This is a genomic window from Streptomyces sp. NPDC005141 (genome assembly GCF_053599975.1).
In genome coordinates this window covers 11,414-31,560 of sequence record NZ_JBSFYW010000038.1, presented here as the reverse complement: position 1 = coordinate 31,560, position 20,147 = coordinate 11,414, and the positions used below count along the sequence as shown (strand labels likewise).

17 protein-coding genes, 2 pseudogenes and 1 riboswitch are annotated in these 20,147 nt (G+C 71.7%); of the genes and pseudogenes, 7 read left to right on the top strand and 12 right to left on the bottom strand.

What is annotated here, in order from left to right; translation table 11 throughout:
- Nucleotides 1-360: 360 nt before the first annotated feature.
- The 11 genes from ssuE to ACWD68_RS26510 all read right to left on the bottom strand — a co-directional run bounded on the left by ssuE (nt 361) and on the right by ACWD68_RS26510 (nt 11,626).
- Nucleotides 361-918 (bottom strand): NADPH-dependent FMN reductase, encoded by a 558-nt coding sequence (gene ssuE / locus ACWD68_RS26560; RefSeq protein ID WP_451808969.1) that lies wholly within the window; start codon nt 916-918, stop codon nt 361-363.
- Nucleotides 919-1,144: 226 nt separating this feature from the next.
- Entirely contained in the window at nt 1,145-1,921 is a 777-nt protein-coding gene (locus ACWD68_RS26555) for an alpha/beta hydrolase (RefSeq protein WP_451808968.1), read from the bottom strand.
- 1 nt (nt 1,922) lies between these two features.
- Nucleotides 1,923-3,017: an LLM class flavin-dependent oxidoreductase gene (locus tag ACWD68_RS26550; RefSeq protein ID WP_451808967.1), complete on the bottom strand. Its 1,095-nt coding sequence runs from the start codon at nt 3,015-3,017 to the stop codon at nt 1,923-1,925.
- Nucleotides 3,018-3,129: 112 nt separating this feature from the next.
- Nucleotides 3,130-4,470, bottom strand: a complete 1,341-nt coding sequence (locus ACWD68_RS26545) for an LLM class flavin-dependent oxidoreductase (RefSeq protein ID WP_451808966.1) — start codon at nt 4,468-4,470, stop codon at nt 3,130-3,132.
- A 26-nt stretch (nt 4,471-4,496) separates the two neighbouring features.
- Nucleotides 4,497-5,378: an ABC transporter ATP-binding protein gene (locus tag ACWD68_RS26540; protein ID WP_451808965.1), complete on the bottom strand. Its 882-nt coding sequence runs from the start codon at nt 5,376-5,378 to the stop codon at nt 4,497-4,499.
- Entirely contained in the window at nt 5,375-6,268 is an 894-nt protein-coding gene (locus ACWD68_RS26535; protein WP_451808964.1) for an ABC transporter ATP-binding protein, read from the bottom strand. Before ACWD68_RS26535 ends, ACWD68_RS26540 begins: the two co-directional genes overlap by 4 nt.
- Nucleotides 6,268-7,155, bottom strand: a complete 888-nt coding sequence (locus ACWD68_RS26530) for an ABC transporter permease (protein WP_451808963.1) — start codon at nt 7,153-7,155, stop codon at nt 6,268-6,270. Before ACWD68_RS26530 ends, ACWD68_RS26535 begins: the two co-directional genes overlap by 1 nt.
- A gap of 2 nt (nt 7,156-7,157) precedes the next feature.
- The gene (locus ACWD68_RS26525) at nt 7,158-8,186 is read right to left on the bottom strand and encodes an ABC transporter permease (protein WP_451808962.1); all 1,029 of its coding nucleotides are present in this window, start codon (nt 8,184-8,186) and stop codon (nt 7,158-7,160) included.
- A gap of 32 nt (nt 8,187-8,218) precedes the next feature.
- Nucleotides 8,219-9,793: an ABC transporter substrate-binding protein gene (locus ACWD68_RS26520; RefSeq protein ID WP_451808961.1), complete on the bottom strand. Its 1,575-nt coding sequence runs from the start codon at nt 9,791-9,793 to the stop codon at nt 8,219-8,221.
- A gap of 484 nt (nt 9,794-10,277) precedes the next feature.
- Nucleotides 10,278-11,195 carry a DsbA family oxidoreductase gene (locus tag ACWD68_RS26515; RefSeq protein WP_451808960.1) on the bottom strand — a complete coding sequence of 306 codons (918 nt, stop codon included), beginning with the start codon at nt 11,193-11,195 and terminating at the stop codon, nt 10,278-10,280.
- A complete protein-coding gene (locus ACWD68_RS26510) occupies nt 11,192-11,626 on the bottom strand; it encodes an RrF2 family transcriptional regulator (RefSeq protein ID WP_451808959.1) in 435 nt (144 codons plus the stop codon). The genes ACWD68_RS26515 and ACWD68_RS26510 overlap by 4 nt, the downstream gene beginning before the upstream one ends.
- Before the next feature lie 139 nt (nt 11,627-11,765).
- On the opposite strand from ACWD68_RS26510, the gene ACWD68_RS26505 reads away from it, so the two are divergent.
- The 7 genes and pseudogenes from ACWD68_RS26505 to ACWD68_RS26475 all read left to right on the top strand — a co-directional run bounded on the left by ACWD68_RS26505 (nt 11,766) and on the right by ACWD68_RS26475 (nt 17,611).
- Nucleotides 11,766-12,275 carry a cupin domain-containing protein gene (locus tag ACWD68_RS26505; protein ID WP_451808958.1) on the top strand — a complete coding sequence of 170 codons (510 nt, stop codon included), beginning with the start codon at nt 11,766-11,768 and terminating at the stop codon, nt 12,273-12,275.
- Nucleotides 12,276-12,735: 460 nt separating this feature from the next.
- Nucleotides 12,736-13,694 (top strand): annotated as a pseudogene (locus ACWD68_RS26500) (FecCD family ABC transporter permease).
- Nucleotides 13,694-13,909: pseudogene (locus ACWD68_RS26495) on the top strand (ATP-binding cassette domain-containing protein); the annotation flags it as partial. The pseudogenes ACWD68_RS26500 and ACWD68_RS26495, both read left to right, overlap by 1 nt.
- On the top strand, nt 13,831-14,817 hold the full coding sequence (locus ACWD68_RS26490; RefSeq protein WP_451808957.1) for an ABC transporter substrate-binding protein: 987 nt from the start codon (nt 13,831-13,833) through the stop codon (nt 14,815-14,817). The pseudogene ACWD68_RS26495 and the gene ACWD68_RS26490, both read left to right, overlap by 79 nt.
- A gap of 273 nt (nt 14,818-15,090) precedes the next feature.
- Nucleotides 15,091-16,182, top strand: a complete 1,092-nt coding sequence (locus tag ACWD68_RS26485; RefSeq protein ID WP_451808956.1) for an enoyl-CoA hydratase/isomerase family protein — start codon at nt 15,091-15,093, stop codon at nt 16,180-16,182.
- A gap of 235 nt (nt 16,183-16,417) precedes the next feature.
- A riboswitch (cobalamin riboswitch) is annotated at nt 16,418-16,553 on the top strand.
- A 56-nt stretch (nt 16,554-16,609) separates the two neighbouring features.
- Complete coding sequence (locus ACWD68_RS26480) at nt 16,610-16,831, top strand: CbtB domain-containing protein (protein WP_451808955.1); 222 nt, start codon at nt 16,610-16,612, stop codon at nt 16,829-16,831.
- A 21-nt stretch (nt 16,832-16,852) separates the two neighbouring features.
- The gene (locus ACWD68_RS26475) at nt 16,853-17,611 is read left to right on the top strand and encodes a CbtA family protein (protein WP_451808954.1); all 759 of its coding nucleotides are present in this window, start codon (nt 16,853-16,855) and stop codon (nt 17,609-17,611) included.
- Nucleotides 17,612-17,787: 176 nt separating this feature from the next.
- On the opposite strand, the gene metE is transcribed toward ACWD68_RS26475, so the two are convergent.
- Nucleotides 17,788-20,106 (bottom strand): 5-methyltetrahydropteroyltriglutamate--homocysteine S-methyltransferase, encoded by a 2,319-nt coding sequence (gene metE / locus ACWD68_RS26470; RefSeq protein ID WP_451808953.1) that lies wholly within the window; start codon nt 20,104-20,106, stop codon nt 17,788-17,790.
- Between the last annotated feature and the right edge of the window lie 41 nt (nt 20,107-20,147).

Genomic DNA, 20,147 nt, shown 5'->3' with positions numbered 1-20,147 from the left:
GTCGCGCGCCGAAGGCACGACCATCCCGCTCCTGCCGGGCCCCGTATCCCTGCCCTGAGACAAGCCTTCGCGTCGGAGACCGCCCGCGCCGCCGCGCTTCGGCCCCCGCGTCCCGATCGCCTTCGGCCTGACGCTGATGGGCGTGGAGATGGCGGTAGTCACCACCTCGGCGACCATCGCGCCGGTCGGGTCGGGCGCCACCCCGATGGTCCCCGTCGGCGTCGGCGTCGGCGTCGGCGTCGGCCTCGGCGGGGCCCAGGCCATGCCCTCGTCTCTGACCGCCCTGCCCGTACTTCACGGCACCACCCTGCCATCGGAAGCCGGTGTGCCCGTGGGGTGTGACGATGTCGCCGGCCGAGTTCAGCCGGTGGACGCGAGCGCGGTCGTACGGCCTCCCAGCGCGGCGGAGAAGTGGTCCGTCACCTGCTCCAGTGCCTGCGCCGCGGCCGGTGCGATGACCGGTGCGCCGTCGTCGCCGAGGGTGACGTCCTTGTCGAGCGTGAACCAGCCGGGCACGATGTGCGACGCGCCCATGGAGCTCAGCACCGGACGCAACGCGTAGTCGATCGCGAGGACATGGGCCGTGCTGCCGCCCGTGGCGAGGGGCAGCACGGTCTTGCCGGTCAGCGCGTACTGCGGGAGCAGGTCGAGGAGCGACTTCAGCAGGCCGGAGTAGGCCGCCTTGTACACGGGCGTGCCGATCACCACGCCGTCCGCCCGCTCGAAGAGGGCCGCGGCCTCGACGATCGCCGGATGCCGGAAGTCGGCTCCGAGCAGCGCGTGGGCGGGGAGCGTACGGACCTCCAGCGGCGTCACCTCGTGGCCCTGGCGGCGCAGCCGGTCCTCCAGGTGGCGCAGGAGTCGTGTGGTGCGGGATGTGGGGGAGGGGCTTCCGGAGACGGACACGATCGTGGCCATGGCGAACCTTCCGGGTCGGGACGCGGATGCGTGAAGCGGGCGGGTGGTGAACGGAGAGGGGAGTGCGCGGTGATCGGGAGCGGGCGGGTCCGTCACGGAGCCGCCGCGAGCGCGGGCGGCACCCGGTGCGCGCGGGGCGTGGGCTGTGCGCATGGCGCCGCGCCGGGCGGCCCGGAGTCGTCGGCGGACGGCCGTGGACGTCCGTGGAGGTGCGGGCGACGGGTCCTCACCAGGCGCTGGACCGCACCGTGATCAGGGGCCGCAACGCGTTGCCGAGTGTTTCGAGGAAGGTGACGACCTCGGCCGCCACCGAGCGGTGCTGGAGGTCGTTGAGGACGTCGTGATGGGCGCCGTGGACGGCCGAAAGGCGTGCTTGGGGGAGTGACTTGGCCACACGTGCGAGCGCCTCGTGGTCGGCCAGCGGATCGGAGTCGCCGACGAGCAGCAGCGTGGGCGGGAGGGCTTCGCTGTCGTAGGCCGCGCCCAGTACGGCGTCCGGGATCGCGTCGTCGAGAGACCCGCGCCGCACCTGCGGATCCTGGGTGAGGATGCCTCGGTGGGCGGGGCACGAGGTGCGGACGTCGAGCTCGTGGTCCCATGTGTCGGCGACGGCGCCGATCGAGCCGGACGGGCCGGGGAGGCCTGCGAGGACGAGGGCGTCGGGCCGCGGAGCCGGCGAGGTCTCCGCCCGGCCGAGCAGCGCGGCGAGCGCGGCGGCCCCCGAGTCCGCCCCGACGAGGACGAGCGGCCGCACGACACCGTCCTCGGACACCGTGCCGTCGACCGCGGCGGCGAGTTCGGCGGCGAAGCCGGTCAGGGACACGGCAGGGTTCTCGGCGTCGAGCGCCGGGGGGTCGATCACCCGGACGCGGTAGGCGTCGGCCGCGAGCCGCCGGCCGAAGCGCGCGTAGGCCGACCTGGTCTCGCCGCGGCCGGGAACCACGATGACCGTGCCGCGGATTCGGAGGCCTTCGGGCCCGTGGTGGTCGCTGTACTGGGTCATCTCATACTCCTGCGGATGCGGACTCGACGGATGCGGACTCGACGGATGCGGGCTCGACGGATGCGGGCTCGACGGGGGCCGGCTCGGCCGTGTGCGCCGGCTTCCAGCCCAGGGCGGGTGCCACCTCGGTCGCGATGAGTTCGAGGGCACGCACGGCGGCGCCGTGGTCGGGGACGGCGGGGTTGAACTGCGTGATCAGGTCGGTCGCGACGGGCAGGACCTTCTCCTGGCGCAGGGCTTCGACGATCTCGTCGGGATGGCCGTAGAAGGTGTGGAAGCGGCGCAGCGCCTCGTCCGCGCCGAGGCCCCGGGGGAACGCGCCGCTCTCCGCCATCCGCAACGCCGCACGGTGCACGTCGTCGCCGATCGCGCGGAGCGCCGTACGCCGGTCCTTGGCCGGAAAGACGAAGCGGGACAGGCCGATGCGTGGGCGGTGCGGCTGGTTCCAGGCCGCGAGGAAGGCGTCGGCCCAGGCGCGCTGCACCTCGTCGGTGGGGGCGTCGAATCCGTAGGCCGCCCGGTTGAGCAGCAGGTTCGATCCGAGGCTCGCGGCGTAGGCGGCTCCCTGTGCGCTGAACACGCCCTGCCAGACGCGGCGGCCGAAGTCGCCGGGCCGGGGCTGGATGCGGAAGTCGGGCGTGCCCACATCACGCTGGGCCAGGGCCTGGCGCAGCACGTCGAGGTTCTCGCTGGTCAGTTCACGCTTGCGGGCGACGTCCTTGCCGAACGCGGCGTACTCCAGGCTGCTCGATCCGCTGCCCACGCCGATCTCGACGCGGCCGCCGCTGAGGGTGTCGACGGTGGCGATGTCCTCGGCGAGACGGACGGGGTCCTCCAGCGGAAGGACGGTGACGGCGGTGCCCAGCCGGATGCGGGTGGTCCGGGCCGCGGCGTGGGCGAGGAAGGTCCAGGGCGAGGACAGACCGCCGCCGCCGAGGGCGACGTGGTGCTGGGCGACCCAGCCGACGTCGAAGCCGAGTTCGTCCGCCACGACGAACAGTTCCTGCGCGTTGCGGTAGGTACGGGCGATGTCGTGGTCGCGTCCCTGGACATGAGTGAGGAAGCCGAGCCTGAAGCGTGGTTGTTCGCTCGTCATGGGGTGGTGGCCTTTCGGGGTCGAGCCCGCCGCGCCGGCCGGCGTCGGGGTGAGCCGGCCGGGGTGGCCGTAGGCGCGAAGGCGTGCCCGACCGGTCGTCGTGGCGGGATCCTCAGTCGTTCACGAGCTGGGGCTCGCGGGCGTGGCGGTTGGCCGGGGCGGGCAGACCGAGGTTGCCGCGCAGAGTGTCGGCCGCGTACGCGGTGCGGAACAGTCCGCGCTTCTGGAGGATCGGGACGACGCCGTCCACGAAGAGGTTCAGTTCGTCCTCGGTGCGGAAGGCGAGGTTGATGCCGTCGAAGGTGCCTGCGTCGAACCACTTCTCGATGGTGTCGGCGACGGTCTCCGGCGCTCCGACGAAGGGCGAGCTGCGGAACTGATTGACGGACTCGACGACTTGGCGGAGTGTCAGATTCTCCGTCCGGGCCCGCTCGATGAGGTTCGCCGCTCCGGTGCGGCCGCCCTTCTCGGCGAGGTGTGCGACGTCGGGGAAAGGCGCGTCCAGGCCGTGCACGCTGAAGTCGTAGGCGCCGAAGGAGCGGCCGAGCAGGGCGAGATTGCGGTCGAAGTCGTTGTCCTCCTCGAAGATCTCCCGCTCGCGGCGCCGGGCCGCCTCGTCGGTGGCGGCGACGACGGGGCCCCCGTGGATGAAGATCTTGATGTGCTCGGGGTCGCGGCCGTAGGAGGCGGTGCGCTTCTTGATGTCGGCGTAGTACTCCTGCGCCTGCTGGAGGCTGCCGCCGGGCGCGTAGATGCCCTCGGCGACCTGTGCGGCGAGGTCGCGGCCCTCCTCGGACACCCCGGCCTGGAAGATCACGGGCTGGCCCTGCGGGGAGCGGGAGAGGTTCAGCGGTCCCGCCACCTTGAAATGCTCGCCCACGTGGTCGAGCGCGTGCAGCTTGGCCGGGTCGAGGAAGACACCCCGGTCCACGTCCGCCGGGAAGGCGTCGTCCTCGTAGGAGTCCCACAGGCCCCGGGCGACCTGGACGAACTCCAGGGCACGGCCGTAGCGGGTGGTGTAGTCGAGGTGCTCGTCGAGGCCGAAGTTCCTGGACGTGCCGGTGTCGAAGCTGGTGACGACGTTCCAGCCGGCCCTGCCGCCGCTGATGTGGTCGAGGGAGGCGAAGCGGCGGGCCAGGTTGAACGGCGAGTTGTACGTCGAACTCGCCGTGCCGACCAGGCCGATGTGCCGGGTGTGGGTGGCGACCGCGGACAACAGGGTCAGCGGTTCGAGGCGGTTGAGGTAGTGCGCCGGGTAGGTGTCGTTGATGAACTGGCTGTCGACGATGAACAGCGCGTCGAAGAGGGCGTGTTCGGCGGCCTTCGCCAGCCGGATGTAGTAGTCGATGTCGATGCTGGCGTTCTTCGCGACGCGCGGGTCCTTCCACAGTCCGTGCTGGCCGGGACCTCCGACGCCGTAGGGGTGCAGGGCGAGATGGATCGTGCGGGGCATGGCTTTGCTTCCTGTCTCTCGGGGGTTCAGGCGTTCAGGAGAGCGCGCAGGGCCGCGCGTTCGGCCCGGTCGGCCGGCGCGGAGTGCAGCGTGGGCGCGGAACGGACCAGCAGACGTGTGTAGGCGTGCCGGGGCCGGGCGATGACGTCGTGCGCGGTGCCGGCCTCGACCAGCTCGCCCTGGTACAGCACGGCGATGCGGTCGGCGATCCCGGCGACGGAGCCCAGGTCGTGGGAGATGAAGACGAGGGCCACACCGTCGTCGCGGAGTTCCTTGAGGATCTGCAGGATCTGGACGCGGTTGGCGGAGTCCAGGGCGCTGACCGGCTCGTCGAGGATGACGAGGCGGGGTTCGGTGACCAACGCCCGGGCGACCGCGACGCGTTGGCGCTGGCCGCCGGAGAGCTCACCGGGCAGCCGGTCGAGCAGGTCCTCGGAGAGCCGGACCCGGGAGAGGAACGCGCGGATCCGGGTGGCCGCCGTGTCGCGGGACTCGCCCCGGACGAGGAGCGGTTCGGCGAGGGAGGCCTCGACGGTGAGATCGGGATCGAGGCTGCGCAGCGGGTCCTGGAAGACGTACTGGATCACACCGCGGCGGCGCAGGGAGCGCCACTGACGTCCGCTGTAGGCGCTGACGTCCTCGCCGTCGACGGCCACGGACCCCGCCGAGGTGCGCACCAGACCGAGCACGGCCCGCGCCAGGGTGGACTTGCCCGAGCCCGTCTCGCCGATGATGCCGAGGGTCTCGCCCGGCGCGAGGCTCAGGGAGACGCCGTGCAGGGCGCGTCGGCGCCGTCGGCGCAGCCCGTAGTGCACTTCGAGGTCTTTGACCTCCAGGACCGGGCGCGCGGGCTCCTCGGGGGCGGCGGACTCCAGGTCCTTACCGGTGATCACGGCCTCGGTGCTCATGCGTCCTCCTTGGGCGCGAGGATCTTCTCCAGGCCGTACTGCTCGTGCTCGGCGATCAGCAGCCGGGTGTACTCGTGTTGCGGACGGTGGAGTACGTCCCGGGTCGGGCCCTGCTCGACCACCTCGCCCTGGCGCATGACGAGGACCTCGTCGCACAGCTGGGCGACGACGGCCAGGTCGTGGGAGACCACGAGGAGAGCGAGTCCGGTCCGCTCGCGCAGGTCGGCCAGCAGGTCGAGGATCTCCGCCTGGACGGTGACGTCGAGCGCGGTGGTGGCCTCGTCGGCGATGAGGATCCGCGGGCCGGCGGCGATCGCCGTGGCGATGAGGACCCGTTGGAGCATGCCGCCGGACAGCTCGTAGGGGTACTGGCCGTGCACGAGCTCCGGGTTCCGCAGCTGGACGGCGCGCAGCAGTTCGATCGCCCGGCGGTGTGCCGCGCGCCGCTTCAGCCCCTTCTTGACCCTGAGGACCTCGGCGATCTGGGCGCCGACCCGGATCGACGGGTTCAGATACGACGCCGGATCCTGGAAGACCGCGCTGATCGTGGCGCCTCGCAGGTCCGTCCACTGCGCGGGGGACAGGCCGGCGATATCGGTGCCGTCGATCTCCACCGAGCCGCCGGTGATCTCGAAGTGATGGGGCAGGATGCCCAGCGCGGCACGGCAGGTGAGGGTCTTTCCGCTGCCGGACTCGCCGACGATGCCGACGGTCCTGCCGGGGGTGAGCGCGAAGCTCACGCCGTGGACGATCTCCCGGCCGCCGGCCCGGTCACTGATCCGTACGTCGCGCACGGCCAGCACCGGCGACGGCGGGTCGGCCGGCTGCCCGGGATCGGGCTCGCCGAACTCCTCGGCCTCGGTGAGGAGTTTCTCGGACAGAGTGGTCATCACACACCTCCTGCGGGAGCGGGGCCGGCCTCGGCGCGGCGGTTGGCGCGGGCCTTGCGGTTGTTGACCAGGGCGCGGCCCGCTTCGCCGGAGACGTCGCGGATCGCGTCGGCGAGGAGGTTGCAGGCCCAGACGGTGACCATGATCAGCAGGGCGGGGGTGAGCGGTGCCCACGGCTGGTGGCTGAGGTAGCCGAGATCCGAGGCGAGCAGGCCGCCCCAGGTGGGCGCGGGAGGCTGGACGCCGATTCCGAGGAAGGTCAGGCTCGACACGATGACGAAGCCGACGCCGATGGTCTGGGCGAGCGCGACCGCGATCGGCGGGAGCACCTTGGCCCAGACGTGGCGGCGTACGATCCAGCCGATCGAGGCACCGGAGACGATCGCGGCCTCCACGTACGGCGAGCGGGCCACGGCCAGGGTGGCCGCGCGGGCCACGCGGTAGAACAGCGGGGACACCAGCACGCCAGTGACCAGCATCGCCTGGGTGAGGCCGTTGCCGAGCAGTGCGATGACGGCGACGGCGAACAGCAGGAACGGCAGGGCCACCAAGGTGTCGGTGAGCCGGAGGGTGACCCATTCGAAGACCCGGCCGAGGTAGACCGACAGGATGCCGGGGACGGCTCCTGTGGCCAGGGCCGTGAGGGCGACCTCCAGGGCGCCGAGGATGCTGACGCGGGAGCCGTCGAGCAGCCGGCTCAGCACGTCACGGCCGAGGTAGTCGGTGCCCAGCCAGTGGGCCCCGGAGGCGGCGGCGAGCGTGTGGTCGCTGGTGGCCAGGGGGTTCTGGGGAGCGAGCAGCGGCCCGAACAGGGCGAGCAGGGCGATCGCGGCGAGGACGGCCACGGCGATCCGGCCCGTGGTGAGGGAGAGTACGCGGCGCACCATGGTCACACCCCCCGCTGAGAGGCCGGCGTGACGCGCGCCAGCACCAGGTTGACGATCAGGTTGAAGGCGACGACCAGGACGATCGACACCACGAGGACGCCCTGCACGGCCGGTACGTCGCCGGCCTGCGCGGAGTCGTTGGCGAACCGTCCGAAGCCCTGGAGCCCGAAGATCCATTCCGTGACGACGGAGGCGCCGACCAGGGCGGGGAACTTCAGGCCCAGCGTGGCGAGCGCGGGCCCGAGGCCGTTGCGCAGCACGTGGGCGAAGAAGATCCTGCGCGGACTGAGGCCGCGGACCACCGCCCCGGTCACGTAGTTCTCGCGGTAGGCCGCGACGAGGCTGCCGCGCAGTTGCCGGGCGACGTCGGCGACTACATCGAAGCTCAGCGCGATGGCCGGGAGTGTGATGTGGGCGAGCCAGGGCCCGAACCCCTGCTCCGCCGGGACGTATCCCGCCGACGGGAACAGGTGCAGTCCCACCGCGAAGACCGCGACCAGCACGATGCCGACGACGAAGGCAGGCATCACGGAGATCACCGTGACGAAGCCCGTGATCGCGCGGTCGACCCAGGTGGTGCGGCGTACGGCCGCGACCGTGCCGAGGGCGAAGCCCGCGACCACGCCGATGAGCAGCGCGAACGTCGCGACCGACAGGCTCACGCCCAGGCCGAGGCCGATGAGGGTGGAGATGTCGGCGCCGTTGGTCCAGCTCGCGCCGAGCTGCCCGTGCAGCACACCGCCGAACCAGTCCCCGTACTGGACGAGGAAGGGCCGGTCGAGGCCCCAGTGGGCCTCGACGCGGGCGACCGCTTCGGGTGTCGCTTCCTCGCCCAGCTGGATACGCGCCGGGCTGAGCCCGCTCAGCGACCGCAGTGCGAAGGTCACGAAGGTCGCGACAAGGAAGACGGGCACGAAGATGGTGACCGACCGGGCGAGGGTGGCCAGGACGCGGCCCAGCGTGTGCCGTGTCCTGGCCGCGGCGGCCGGGAGACGGACGTCGGGTGCGGCCGGTGCCTCCGTCGTCGTCATGGGTTGCCCCCTCTCTGTGATCGACGGAGGTGTCAGTTGCCGCCGGCGATGGTCACGCCGGTCCAGTCGATGTGGGCCGGGTTCTTCGGCAGGTCGGAGATGGACTTGCTCTTGGCGATGAGGTTGGGCGAGGCGTACGTGAAGACCAGCGCCTTGCTCTTCAGGCCGGCCCGGGTCGCCGCCTGGAGGACCTTCGTGTAGTCGGGCGAGTCCAGCGGGGTCTGGCGGACCTTGGCGATGGCCGCCTCGAAGCCGGCCGGCTCATAGGGCGAGCTGAGGTTGAGCGGGCCGTTCGGGCCGAAGTGCGCGGTGAGGGTCTGCGCCGCCGAGTCACGCCCCGTGGTGCCGTACAGCGAGAACGTCAGGTCCTTGGCGAAGAACGGTGTGGCCCAGTTCTTGTCGATCTTGATGGTGACGGTGATGCCGACCTTCGCCAACTGCGCCTGGACGATCTCGGCCTGGGGGTCCTCGGCCGGGATGACCAGTTTGAGCTTGATGCCGCCGGACTTGTAACCGGCCTCGCCGAGCAGCTTCTTCGCCTTCGCCGGGTCGTAGGCGTAGTCGTTCTCCGACTGCGGGTCGAAGGCGACATAGCCCTTGGGGAAGGGCTGGTTGGTCACCGAGCCGTAGCCGAAGGTCAGCTTGTCGACGAACTCCTGACGGTTGACGGCGTAGCGGACCGCGTCGACGACCTTGTCGTTGTCGAACGGCGCCTTGTTGGTGTTGAGGCTGAGGTTGGAGGCGTTGAAACCGGGCTGCACGAAGACGTCGAGTCCGGCCTTCTTGGCGGCGTCGGCCTGACTGGGCGCGATGTCGGCGAAGTTGTAGACCCCGGTCTGGAGACCGGAGACGACGGTGGAGGCGTCGGGGGCGGAGGTCAGCTCGACGTCGTCGATGTGGATGTTCTTGGCGTCCCAGTAGTCCGGGTTCTTCTTCAGGACGGCCTTGGTGCCGGGGACGAGCTGGGTGACGGTGAACGGACCGGCGCCGACCGGCTTCTGGTCGAGCTTGTCGGGGGAGGCGGCCGCCTTGGGGCTGGCGATCTGCAGGACGCGCTCGCCGAGCAGTTGGGGGATCTGGTAGTCGACCTGGCTGAGGTGGATCACCGCGTCGAGGCCCTTGGCCTCCACTGACTTGATCGAGGTCAGGTCGCCGAAGAGAGCGGAGTTCTTCTGCTTCTGGGCTCGTTCGATGGCGGCCTTGACGGCGGCACCGTCGACCGGCTCACCGTCACTGAACTTCAGGTGGGGACGCAGGTGGAAGGTGATCACATCGCCCTTGCCGTTGTACTCCCAGCTCTTGGCCAGGTCCGGCACGGCCTTGCCGTCCTCGTCGGTACGGGTCAACGAGGCGTATACCAGGGCGAGTTCACGGAACTGGGCGCCACTGCCGCTGACGACCGGGTCCCAGTGGGCGGGGAAGTACGAGGAGGTCCACTTCAGCGCGGCGCCGCCCGCGGACGACGACGCCTCGTCGCCGCAGGCGCCGAGCGCGGGGACGAGCACGGTGGCCAGGGCGGTTCCCAGGGCGGCGGTGCGCAGCCGGCCGGGGCGCCGGGGGGAGTGGAGGGCCGCTGCGGGGTTGCGGGGCGTGAGTCGTCCGGACATCTGTTTTCTTTCTGCGAGGGCTCCCGCCCGCGCCGGGGCAGCGGAAGGGGAGCAAGGGCGGCAGGCCCCTCCGACGGACGCCTCGCAGGCCGGAGCGGGCATGCCTGTGTGGGCTTCGGTGCACACGTGGGCATGCCGCGCTCAGGGCATGAGGCGTCGGCGGATCGCGGGGAGCGCCAGGAGGTGAAGGGAGGGGAAGCGACGAAACGCTGGGAGAGCGGCGCGCGATGACGGGGGCCGGGCGGCGGAACGGCGTATGGCCGGTGCCGGCGGGGAGGGCGTCAGGCGCCTGGAGGCCGCGGTTGGCGGACGGTCAGCGACAGAGAGCGCTGCAGGTGCGCCGCAGGTCCACGTAGCGGCACACCACGCCGGGGTGCGTCGTAAGCATGGTGCACATCCTGGGGCCGGTTCTCAGCCGCTGTCAATGGACACCAATTGGTGTCTCATTGGGCGGGACGGGCCCTGACCGCTGATCAGAAGCCCATCAGGGCGCGGCGGGAGCGCCGCGGCCACCGGCCGGGTGCACCGCGGCCTCCTCCGGATCCAGCCACAGCGGGCCGTTGCCGGTCTCCACGCGGACGGCGTCCGCGGGAGGCCATGGACCGTCGGTCAGCAGTTCGCGCTCCGGACCGGTCAGACTCCGGTAGAGCGCGAGCGCCTCCGCGGGAGCCGGCCGCACGGGTGCCGGCAGCAGCCCGGGGCTCAACTCGTCGAACGCCGACGCGTACTCCTCGTACCGGCGCCAGCCGGGTACGACGCGACACCCCGCGGGAGCGCGGACCAGCAGGGTCGGCAGCGCGTAGCGGTACCCGCCGTCGGCGGTCTCCTTGGCGGCGCCGGGATGCGGCGACCCGCCGCGCACCGACAGCACCTCGCGGACCGGCCGACGCGCCTCGGCACGGTCGGCACGCACCGCCTCCAGTACGGCCGCCGACGCCGCGTCGGAGGCCAGCCGCTCATGGTCCAGGCCGGGCACGCCCCGGACCGCGGACAGCGCGAGCGCATCGGTGTCCGCGGGCTCCCCGAGCACGAAGACGCTCTCCCGCAGCCGCCGCAGCACCCGTTCGGCGACCTCGCCGCCCTGCCGTTCGGCGGCCTTGGCGACCAGCGAGGACGGCCACGAACTCGCGGCGACCCGGCTCAGCCGCAGCGCCCGCGGCGCCCGCGTGTGGGCACCGATGTCCTCGACATAGCGCGCGTACCAGGCGGTCTCCGCCGCCGGATCGGGCGGCGGGTCGTCGTCGTGGTCGAACAGGACGCAGTACGCGCGGCGCCAGCGGACCCGTCCGGTGAGCGCGGTGCGGAGCCGCCGGAACACCGGCTCCGAGCCCCAGGCCCAGGGACACAACGGGTCGGTGTACTCCACCACCTCCACCGCGGGCCGGTCCGGCGGGGCCGTCACGCGGCCCCCTTCCGGCTCAGCTCTTGGCCCGCCTCGGCGGGCAGCAGCGCGGCCAGGGTCGTGCCGCCCAGAACCGCGGCGGCATCCGCCTCGATACGACGCCACACGTCCGGCAGTCCGGAGGCGGGACCCGGGTAGTCGAGCCCGGTCAGCGGCTCGCCCCGCAAGGTGATCAGGTCACCGTCCACGGCGCGCACGACATCCAGCAGGGTGATCTCGTCGGCGGGCCGGCCGAGCCAGTAGCCGCCCTCGCAGCCACGCTGACTGCGGACCAGGCCGGCTCGGCGCAACTCGCCCACCACGGACTTCAGGAACCGGAACGGGACCTGCTGCGAGGAGGCGATCGCCTCGCAGGTGAGGGGGCGGGCCGGCTCGCGGGCGAGCTCCAGCAGAGCCCGAGTGGCGTAGTCCGCCTTCGCGGAGATATGCATGCGCACATGATGCCCGACACCGCGTCCCTCACGAGGGCTTCCACCGGTTCCTCACGTACATTGCGGGAACGTTGCCGCAGGTGAAGGGCAATGGACACCTCTTGACATCCTTTTCCTGGCCGCTCTAGCGTCCCCATCCATGAGCGAGCCGTTGACGACCCCCGGCGAAGGTTTCCACCCCCATCTCCACGACACCGCAGGGGAGTCGGTAGCACCCCTGCGCACCCGCCTGCACCACATCCGTGCCGGCGCTCTCGACGGCGACACGGCGCAGACCGGAGGCATGCGCAGATTCGCGGCCGTCAGCGGAAACACCGTCGGCTCCGAGAAACTGTGGATGGGCCAGACCCACGTCGCCCCCTCCACCGCCTCCTCCGACCACCACCACGGAGCGTCCGAGACCGCCATCTACGTGGTCAGCGGGCACCCCGAATTCGTCTTCCTCGACGACTCGGGGACACAGTCCGAGGAGGTACGGCTGCGCACCTCTCCCGGCGACTACATCTTCGTGCCCCCGTTCGTCCCGCACCGCGAGGAGAACCCGGACCCCGCCGAGGAGGCGGTCGTCGTCATCGCCCGCAGCACCCAGGAGGCGATCGTGGTCAACCTGCCGCAGCTGTACGTGTTGCGGCCCGGGGAGGAAGCCTGACGGGACGTCCTCCGGGCCCGTCACCCACCGCCCGCCGCCCGCGACCGGGTGCGGCGCCGGTCGCGATGATGTGCCGAGGGTCCCGCGCTGTTACGCTCGCCGAGCCTCCCGTGGGGGAAGTCCGGTGAGAATCCGGCGCTGACCCGCAACGGTGTGCGTGGCGACCCGGTGGTCCGTCGCGCGAGTCCGATCGCCCGCGGGGAGCACGCGACCCGTTGACTGCTCGCCGTGGAATGCGACAGGGGACCGCACGGCCGGCGCGCTGTACGGGCTTTCCTCCTGCTCGGGTTCATCAGGCGGCCCCAGGCGAAGGACCGCCGCCGTGCGCACCATCACGACCCCGGTACCCGGTCGAGGCCGGACCCGGGACCAAGGCCGCAGCCGCAGCCGGATACCCCTGGCGCCGCTCCTCGTCGGCCTCGCGCTCCTGCTCCTGGTGTCCCTCGGATGCGGCGTCGGCATGGGCGCGGCGGGGATCGGGACGGCCGACGTCCTCCGCTTCTTGTGGGCCGGTGCCACCGGCGGGACCGTGCACGCCTCCGACGCCGCCGCGTACACCATCGTCTGGGAGATCCGGCTGCCACGGGTCGTGCTCGGCGCCGTCGTCGGAGCCGGGCTCGCGGCCGTCGGCGTGGCCGTCCAGGCCATGGTCCGCAACGCGCTCGCCGATCCCTTCGTGCTGGGCATCTCCTCGGTGTCGGCGGTCGGCGCCAACGCCTCATCCTGTTCGGCGCGTTCGCCGGACTGGGGGTGTGGGCGCTGTCGGTGTCGGCGTTCACCTCCGCCCTCGCGGCCATGGTCCTCGTGTACGCGGTGGCACGATCGCCCCACGGCCTCACCCCGCTCCGGCTGATCCTGACCGGCACCGCCCTGGCGTACGGCTTCGAGGCGCTCACCACCGTGATGGTGTTCGGCGCCGCCCGGGGCGAGGCGGCCCGGTCGGCGATGATGTGGCTGCTGGGGAGCCTGGGCGGCGCGACCTGGGCCCAGGTGCCCGTGGCCGCCGTGACCGTGGCGCTCGGCTGGGCATGGCTCCGGCTGCGGGCCGAATCGCTCAACGCGCTCGCCATGGGGGAAGAGACGTCCGCCGCGCTCGGTGTCCAACCCGGGCGCCTGCGCCGCGAGTTGTTCCTCGCCACGGCCGCCGTGACCGGGACCGTGGTCGCCGTCAGCGGAGCCATCGGGTTCGTCGGGCTGATGGTGCCGCACGTCGTACGGATGCTGGTGGGCGCCGACCACCGCCGGGTCCTCGCGGTCGCGCCCCTGGCCGGAGCGGTGCTGCTGGTGTGGGCCGACGTGCTGTCCCGGCTGCTGCTCGCTCCGGCGGAACTTCCGGTCGGGGTGATCACGGCGGTCGTCGGAGTGCCCGCCTTCCTGCTGCTCATGCGGCGTGGCGGCTACGCGTTCGGAGGTCGCTGATGCGGCTCGACATCGAGGGACTGTCGGTCGGCGCGGGTACGGTGCGGCTCGTCGACGACATCCGGCTCGCCGTGGACAGCGGTGCCTTCGTCGGACTCGTCGGGCCCAACGGCAGCGGCAAGTCGACCCTGTTGAGGTGCGTGTACCGGGCGCTGCGGCCGGCCGCAGGAGTGGTGCGGCTCGACGGGGGCGATGTGCACGCCATGACGCCAAGACCTCGGCCGTCACCCTCACCAACTGCGGCCGGACGATCACGTACGACAAGGTCCCGCGACGCGTGGTCACCAACGACGTCGGCATCACCGAGATCATGTTCGCCCTCGGCCTGGAGGACCGCATGGCCGGGTTCGCCATGCCCGACGACAAGGGCGATCTGACCGGCGTGCCGTGGAAGGACGGCTACGACAAGGTGAAGTGGCTCTCGAAGGACCAACTCACCAAGGAGAACGTCCTCGACGCCGGCGCCGACCTCGTGTTCGCCGGCTGGAACTACGGTTTCCGCGAGGACGGCGGCTTCACACCCGACGCTCTCAAGAAGCTCGGCATCCCCTCCTACGTGCTCACGGAGTCCTGCCGCAACGGCCGTTCCAAGTCCGCGCGCGGCATCATGCCGCCTCTCGACGCGCTCTACGCCGACCTCACGAACCTCGGGAAGCTGTTCGGCGTGGAGAAGCGGGCGGCCGCGCTGATCGCCGGCTTCAAGAAGCGGATCGCCGCAGTGCGGGCGAAGGCGCCGCGGGGTGCCGACCGGCCCAAGGTCTTCCTCTACGACAGCGGCCAGGACACCCCCTTCACCTCCGGCCGTTACGCCGCGCCCGAGCAGATCATCACCGAGGCCGGCGGGACCAACGTCATGCACGACGTCCAGGACTCCTGGACCACCGTCGGCTGGGAGACGGTCGTCGAGCGGAACCCGGACACCATCGTGATCTGCGACTACGGCGACACCAGCGCCGAGCAGAAGAGGAAATTCCTTCTGAACCACCCGCCGTTGCGCGGCGTGTCCGCCGTGAAGCACCGGCGCATCTTCGTCCTCGACTATGTCGACCTTGTCGAGAGCCCCCGCAACCCGTCTGCCATCGCCCGTCTCGGCGCGTACCTGCGCACGGCGGCGACGCCCTGACGGGCCGCGCGGCGCGTGCGGTGCCGACGGGGCCGCGTGAGGCCTCGAGGCCGGTGTTCCGCAGGCTCCGCACCCGCGCGTCGTGCAGCCGTGGTCCGGCACGGACACGACCTGCGTGGCGACGGAGCGTGCCTCGCACCGGGGCGAAGGCCGTGGCACCCGGTGAGTACGGTGGCGAGAGGATCGCGCGTGGACCGCGCATCCGGCAGACCCTGGAAGGAACCGAGAGATCATGCGTGTCATCGTGGCCCGTGACCTGACGGAGGCGACCGGATGAGCGGCACCGAGGAACACGCCGCCGAGGAATCCGTACTGCTGCACACCGCCGGACGAGCCGCCCATCTCACCCTCAACCGGCCGAGGTCCCTGAACGCCCTGAACCACGCGATGGTCCGCCGGATCGACCAGGCGCTCACGGCCTGGGAGCACGACCCGGCCGTCGAGACCGTGGTCATCACCGGCGCCGGGGAGCGCGGACTGTGCGCGGGCGGCGACATCCGGGTCGTCCACGACGACGCGCGTGACGGGGACGGCACCGCGTCCGCCGCGTTCTGGCGCGACGAGTACCACCTCAACGCCCGCATCGCCCGCTATCCCAAGCCGTACGTGGCGGTCATGGACGGCATCGTCATGGGCGGCGGGGTCGGCGTCTCCGCGCACGGCAGCGTCCGGGTCGTCACCGAGCGCTCACGGATCGCCATGCCCGAGACCGGCATCGGCTTCGTTCCCGACGTGGGAGGCACCCATCTGCTCGCCCTCGCACCGGGCGAACTGGGTACGCATCTCGCCCTGACGGGTGCCTCGATCGGCGCCGGTGACGCCCTGCTGTGCGGCCTCGCCGACCACTACGTACCGTCTTCGTCGCTCCGGCGGTTCGTCTCCGACCTCGCCGACCGGTCCGTACGGGAAGCGCTGGCCGGTCATGCGCAGCCACCGCCCCCGGCCGAGCTGGCGGAGCGGCGGGAGTGGATCGACGCCTGCTACGCCGCGGACACGGCGGAGGAGATCGTGCGGCGGTTGCTCGCGGTCGGCGAGCCGGCGGCCAAGGAGACGGCGGAGATCATCCTCGGCAACTCGCCCACCGTCGTGAAGGTCACGCTCGCCGCCCTGCGTCGCGCCCGCCGCCTCGGCGGCCTGGAGCCCGTACTGGACCAGGAGTACCGCGTCTCCTGCGCGGCCCTGTCGGCCCCCGACCTGGTGGAGGGCGTCCGGGCCCGGATCATCGACAAGGACCGCGACCCGCACTGGTCCCCGGCCACCCTCGGCGAGGTCACCGACGCCGAGGTCGAGCGCTTCTTCGCACCCTTGGGCGAGCGCGAACTCGGGCTCGCCCGACCCGGCACCGCGACGGACGGAGCAGGCTGAGAGCGGGGCCGCCGCGCGCACCGGGCCCGTGCCCGCGAGCGGTCCGTGTCCCGTTGGCGGAGTGCGCGTCGAACTCCGCCTGCCCACTGCCGAGTTGTACGCCGCCGATGCCGAACGCGGCGGGGCAGCGGACCACTTCTCCGGGGAGTGTCCGAAACGGCACCGGTGACCCACCGTGCACAAGGGACCCGCCACCTGGGACGAGAGGAAGATCACGGCAGGTGGTGCGGTCTTGGCCATGAACGCGCCACGCGGTACGGTCGGTCCGATATTGATGACGTCAAGACGGAAGCCGGTGGAAATCCGGCACGGTCGCGCCACTGTGAACGAGACGCTCCAGCCATGCTGGGCGCCGCGTGAGTCAGACCCGTAGGCGTCATCCTGTGCACCACCGAGATGGGACGCGAACTCCCGAGGAGGTCCTGCCATGGCGCAGACCGTCGCTCCGCCGACAGCCACCACCCCCGCTCTTCCCGCCAAGCTGCCGCTGACCGCGATCGCTCCCTGGGCGGTCTTCTTCGGCATCCTGATGCTGGTCCTGCTGTACTTCGTCGGCGCCGAACAGGGCGCCACCGCCGTCGTCTCCGGCGAGGACGTCCACGAGTGGGTGCACGACGCCCGCCACCTGCTCGGTTTCCCCTGCCACTGACGCGAGGGACAGCGCACACTCATGAACTCCGCAACGGTAAGAAACCTGCTCGTGCGAGGCATGCTCGCCGGCCTCGCCGCCGGCCTGCTCGCCCTGGTCGTCGCCTACTTCCTCGGTGAACCGAGCGTCGACAGCGCGATCGGCTTCGAGGAAGCGCACGCCTCCGGGCACGATCACGAGGTCGAACTCGTCTCCCGCAGCCTCCAGTCCACCGCCGGCCTCGCCACCGGCGTCCTGATCTACGGCATCGCGTTCGGCGGCATCGCCGCCCTCGCCTACTGCTTCGCACTCGGCCGAGTGGGCCGCTTCAGCGCCCGCGCGACCGCGCTGCTGCTCTCGGGCACCGCACTGCTCGCCGTGTACGTCGTGCCGTTCCTGAAGTACCCGGCCAATCCGCCGTCGGTCGGCGACCCCGACACCATCGGCAAGCGGACCACCCTGTACTTCCTGATGATGGTGCTCAGCGTGCTCCTCGCGGTCGGCGCCACCATCCTCGGCAAGCGCCTGGCGCCCGGCCTGGGCACCTGGTACGCGACGATCGCCGCGGTGGCCGCCTTCGCGGTCGCGATCGGCCTGGCGTACGCGTTCCTGCCCACGATCAACGAGGTGCCGGGGGACTTCCCCGCCACCCTGCTGTGGCGGTTCCGGATCTCCGCCCTGGCCATCCAGGCCACCCTGTGGGGTGGATTCGGCCTTGTCTTCGGCGAGTTGGCCGAGCGCATGCTGAACCCCAAGCCCGCGGCGGTCCCGTCAGGGCGATCGGTGCCGGCCGCGCACTGAATCCCGCGGAACGCGAGAGGGCCCCTCGGAACCACCGGGGGCCCTCTCGCGTTGTGCGGGACCTCACCACGCAGGGCACAGGTACGTGGTCATCGCTCCCTCGAAGCGGGGAGCCGGGGCGCCAGGGAGCCGGAGAGGCAGCTGGAGGCTGCCTCCCCGGCCGACCGGTCCCGGTGTCAGGCGCCGGGGAGTTCCTCACGGACCACCCGGGCGGCGGCGACCAGGTTCTCCAGCGAGGCGCGGGTCTCGGGCCAGCCCCGGGTCTTCAGACCGCAGTCGGGGTTCACCCACAGCCGCTCCGGGGGAATGGCCTTCAGCCCGGCCCGCAGCAGTGCGACGGCCTCCTCCGTGCTCGGAACGCGCGGGGAGTGGATGTCGTACACGCCGGGTCCCGCCTCGCGCGGGTAGCCGTGCGCGGCGAGTTCGCGGGCGACCTGCATATGGGAGCGGGCGGCCTCCAGGCTGATGACGTCGGCGTCGAGGTCGTCGATGGCCTGGACGATGTCCCCGAACTCGGCGTAGCACATGTGGGTGTGGATCTGCGTGTCCGGACGCACGCCGCTCGTGCTGAGCCGGAACGCCTCCGTGGCCCATGCCAGGTAGGCCGGTCGGTCGGCCGTGCGCAGCGGAAGCGTCTCGCGCAGCGCGGGCTCGTCGACCTGGATCACCGAACTCCCGGCCGTCTCCAGGTCGTTCACCTCGTCCCGCAGGGCCAGGGCGACCTGGCGGGCGGTGTCACCGAGGGGCTGGTCGTCGCGGACGAAGGACCAGGCGAGCATGGTGACCGGCCCGGTGAGCATGCCCTTGACCGGGCGATCGGTCAGGGACTGGGCGTACGTCGTCCAGCGCACCGTCATCGGCTCGGGCCGCGTGATGTCGCCGGCCAGGATCGGCGGGCGGACGTAGCGGGTGCCGTAGGACTGCACCCAGCCGTGCTGCGTGGCCAGGTAACCGGTGAGCTGTTCGGCGAAGTACTGCACCATGTCGTTGCGTTCGGCCTCGCCGTGCACCAGGACATCCAGGCCGGCCTTCTCCTGGAAGGAGATCACCTCCTGGATCTCGGCCTGGACGCGCTCCTCGTAGCCGGCCGTGTCGATGTGGCCGGTGCGGAGATCGGCGCGGGCGGTGCGCAGTTCACCGGTCTGCGGGAAGGAGCCGATGGTGGTGGTCGGCAGCAGAGGGAGACCGAGGTGGGCCCGCTGGGCCGCGGCCCGCTCGCCGTACGGCTGGGACCGGCGGGCGTCGGCCTCCGTGACGGCGGCGGCGCGGGCCCGGACGGCGGGGTCGTGCGTGATCGGCGAGTTCGCGCGCGAGGCCAGGTCGGCGCGGTTGGCGGAGAGTTCGGCCGCGATGCCGCCGGTGCCCTGCGCGAGCCCCTTGGCCAGGGAGACGATCTCGGCCGTCTTCTGGCGGGCGAAGGCGAGCCAGCGCAGGATCTGCGGCTCGATGTCCCGCTCCGGCGCGGAGTCGAGCGGCACGTGGAGCAGGGAGCAGGAGGCCGCCACGTCGACCTGGTCGGCCAGACCCAGCAGGGTGCCGAGGGTGGCCAGGGACTTCTCCAGGTCGTTCACCCAGATGTTGCGGCCGTTGACCACCCCCGCGACCAGGCGCTTGCCCGGCAGGCCGCCCACGGCGGCCAGGGCCTCCAGATTGGCGGCGGCGGCCTCGGTGAAGTCCAGGGCGAGGCCCTCGACCGGAGCCTTGGCCAGCACCGGAAGGGCTTCGCCGAGCCGGTCGAAGTACGAGGCGACCAGGAGCTTCGGCCGGTCGGTGAGGCCGCCGAGCCCGTGGTAGGCGCGCGCGGCGGCGTTCAGCTCGGCCGGGGTGCGGTCCTGGACGAGCGCGGGCTCGTCCAGTTGCGCCCACTCCGCGCCCGCCGCGCGCAGGTCCGCGAGCACCTCGGTGTACACCGGCAGCAGCCGGTCGAGGAGGGTGAGCGGGTCGAAGTCCGCCGGTACGCCCGGGGCGGGCTTGGCCAGCAGGAGGTAGGTGACCGGCCCGACCAGCACCGGGCGGGCGCTCAGCCCGAGGGCGAGTGCCTCCTTCAGCTCCGTCACCTGCTGGGTGGAGTCGGAAGTGAAGACGGTGTCCGGGCCCAGTTCGGGCACCAGGTAGTGGTAGTTCGTGTCGAACCACTTCGTCATTTCCAGAGGCGCCACGTCCTGGGTGCCACGCGCCATGGCGAAGTAGCCGTCCAGGGCGTCCGCCTCGACGGCGGCGCGGTGGCGGGCGGGGATCGCACCGACCATGACGGTGGCGTCGAGGACGTGGTCGTAGCAGGAGAAGTCACCGGTCGGCACCTCGTCGACACCGGTCTCGGCCAGCTCCCGCCAGTTCGCGCGACGCAGTTGCGCGGCGATGGCGCGCAGGGCGTCGGCGGTGACGCGGCCCTTCCAGTAACCCTCGATCGCTTTCTTCAGTTCCCGGTTCGGGCCCTGGCGGGGGTAGCCGTACACGGTGGCCCGTGCTGCCGCGGCTGCGGGCTTGGTGGTCACGGAGATCTCCTTCGCGAGATGAATCCCTGAGATCCCGGCAA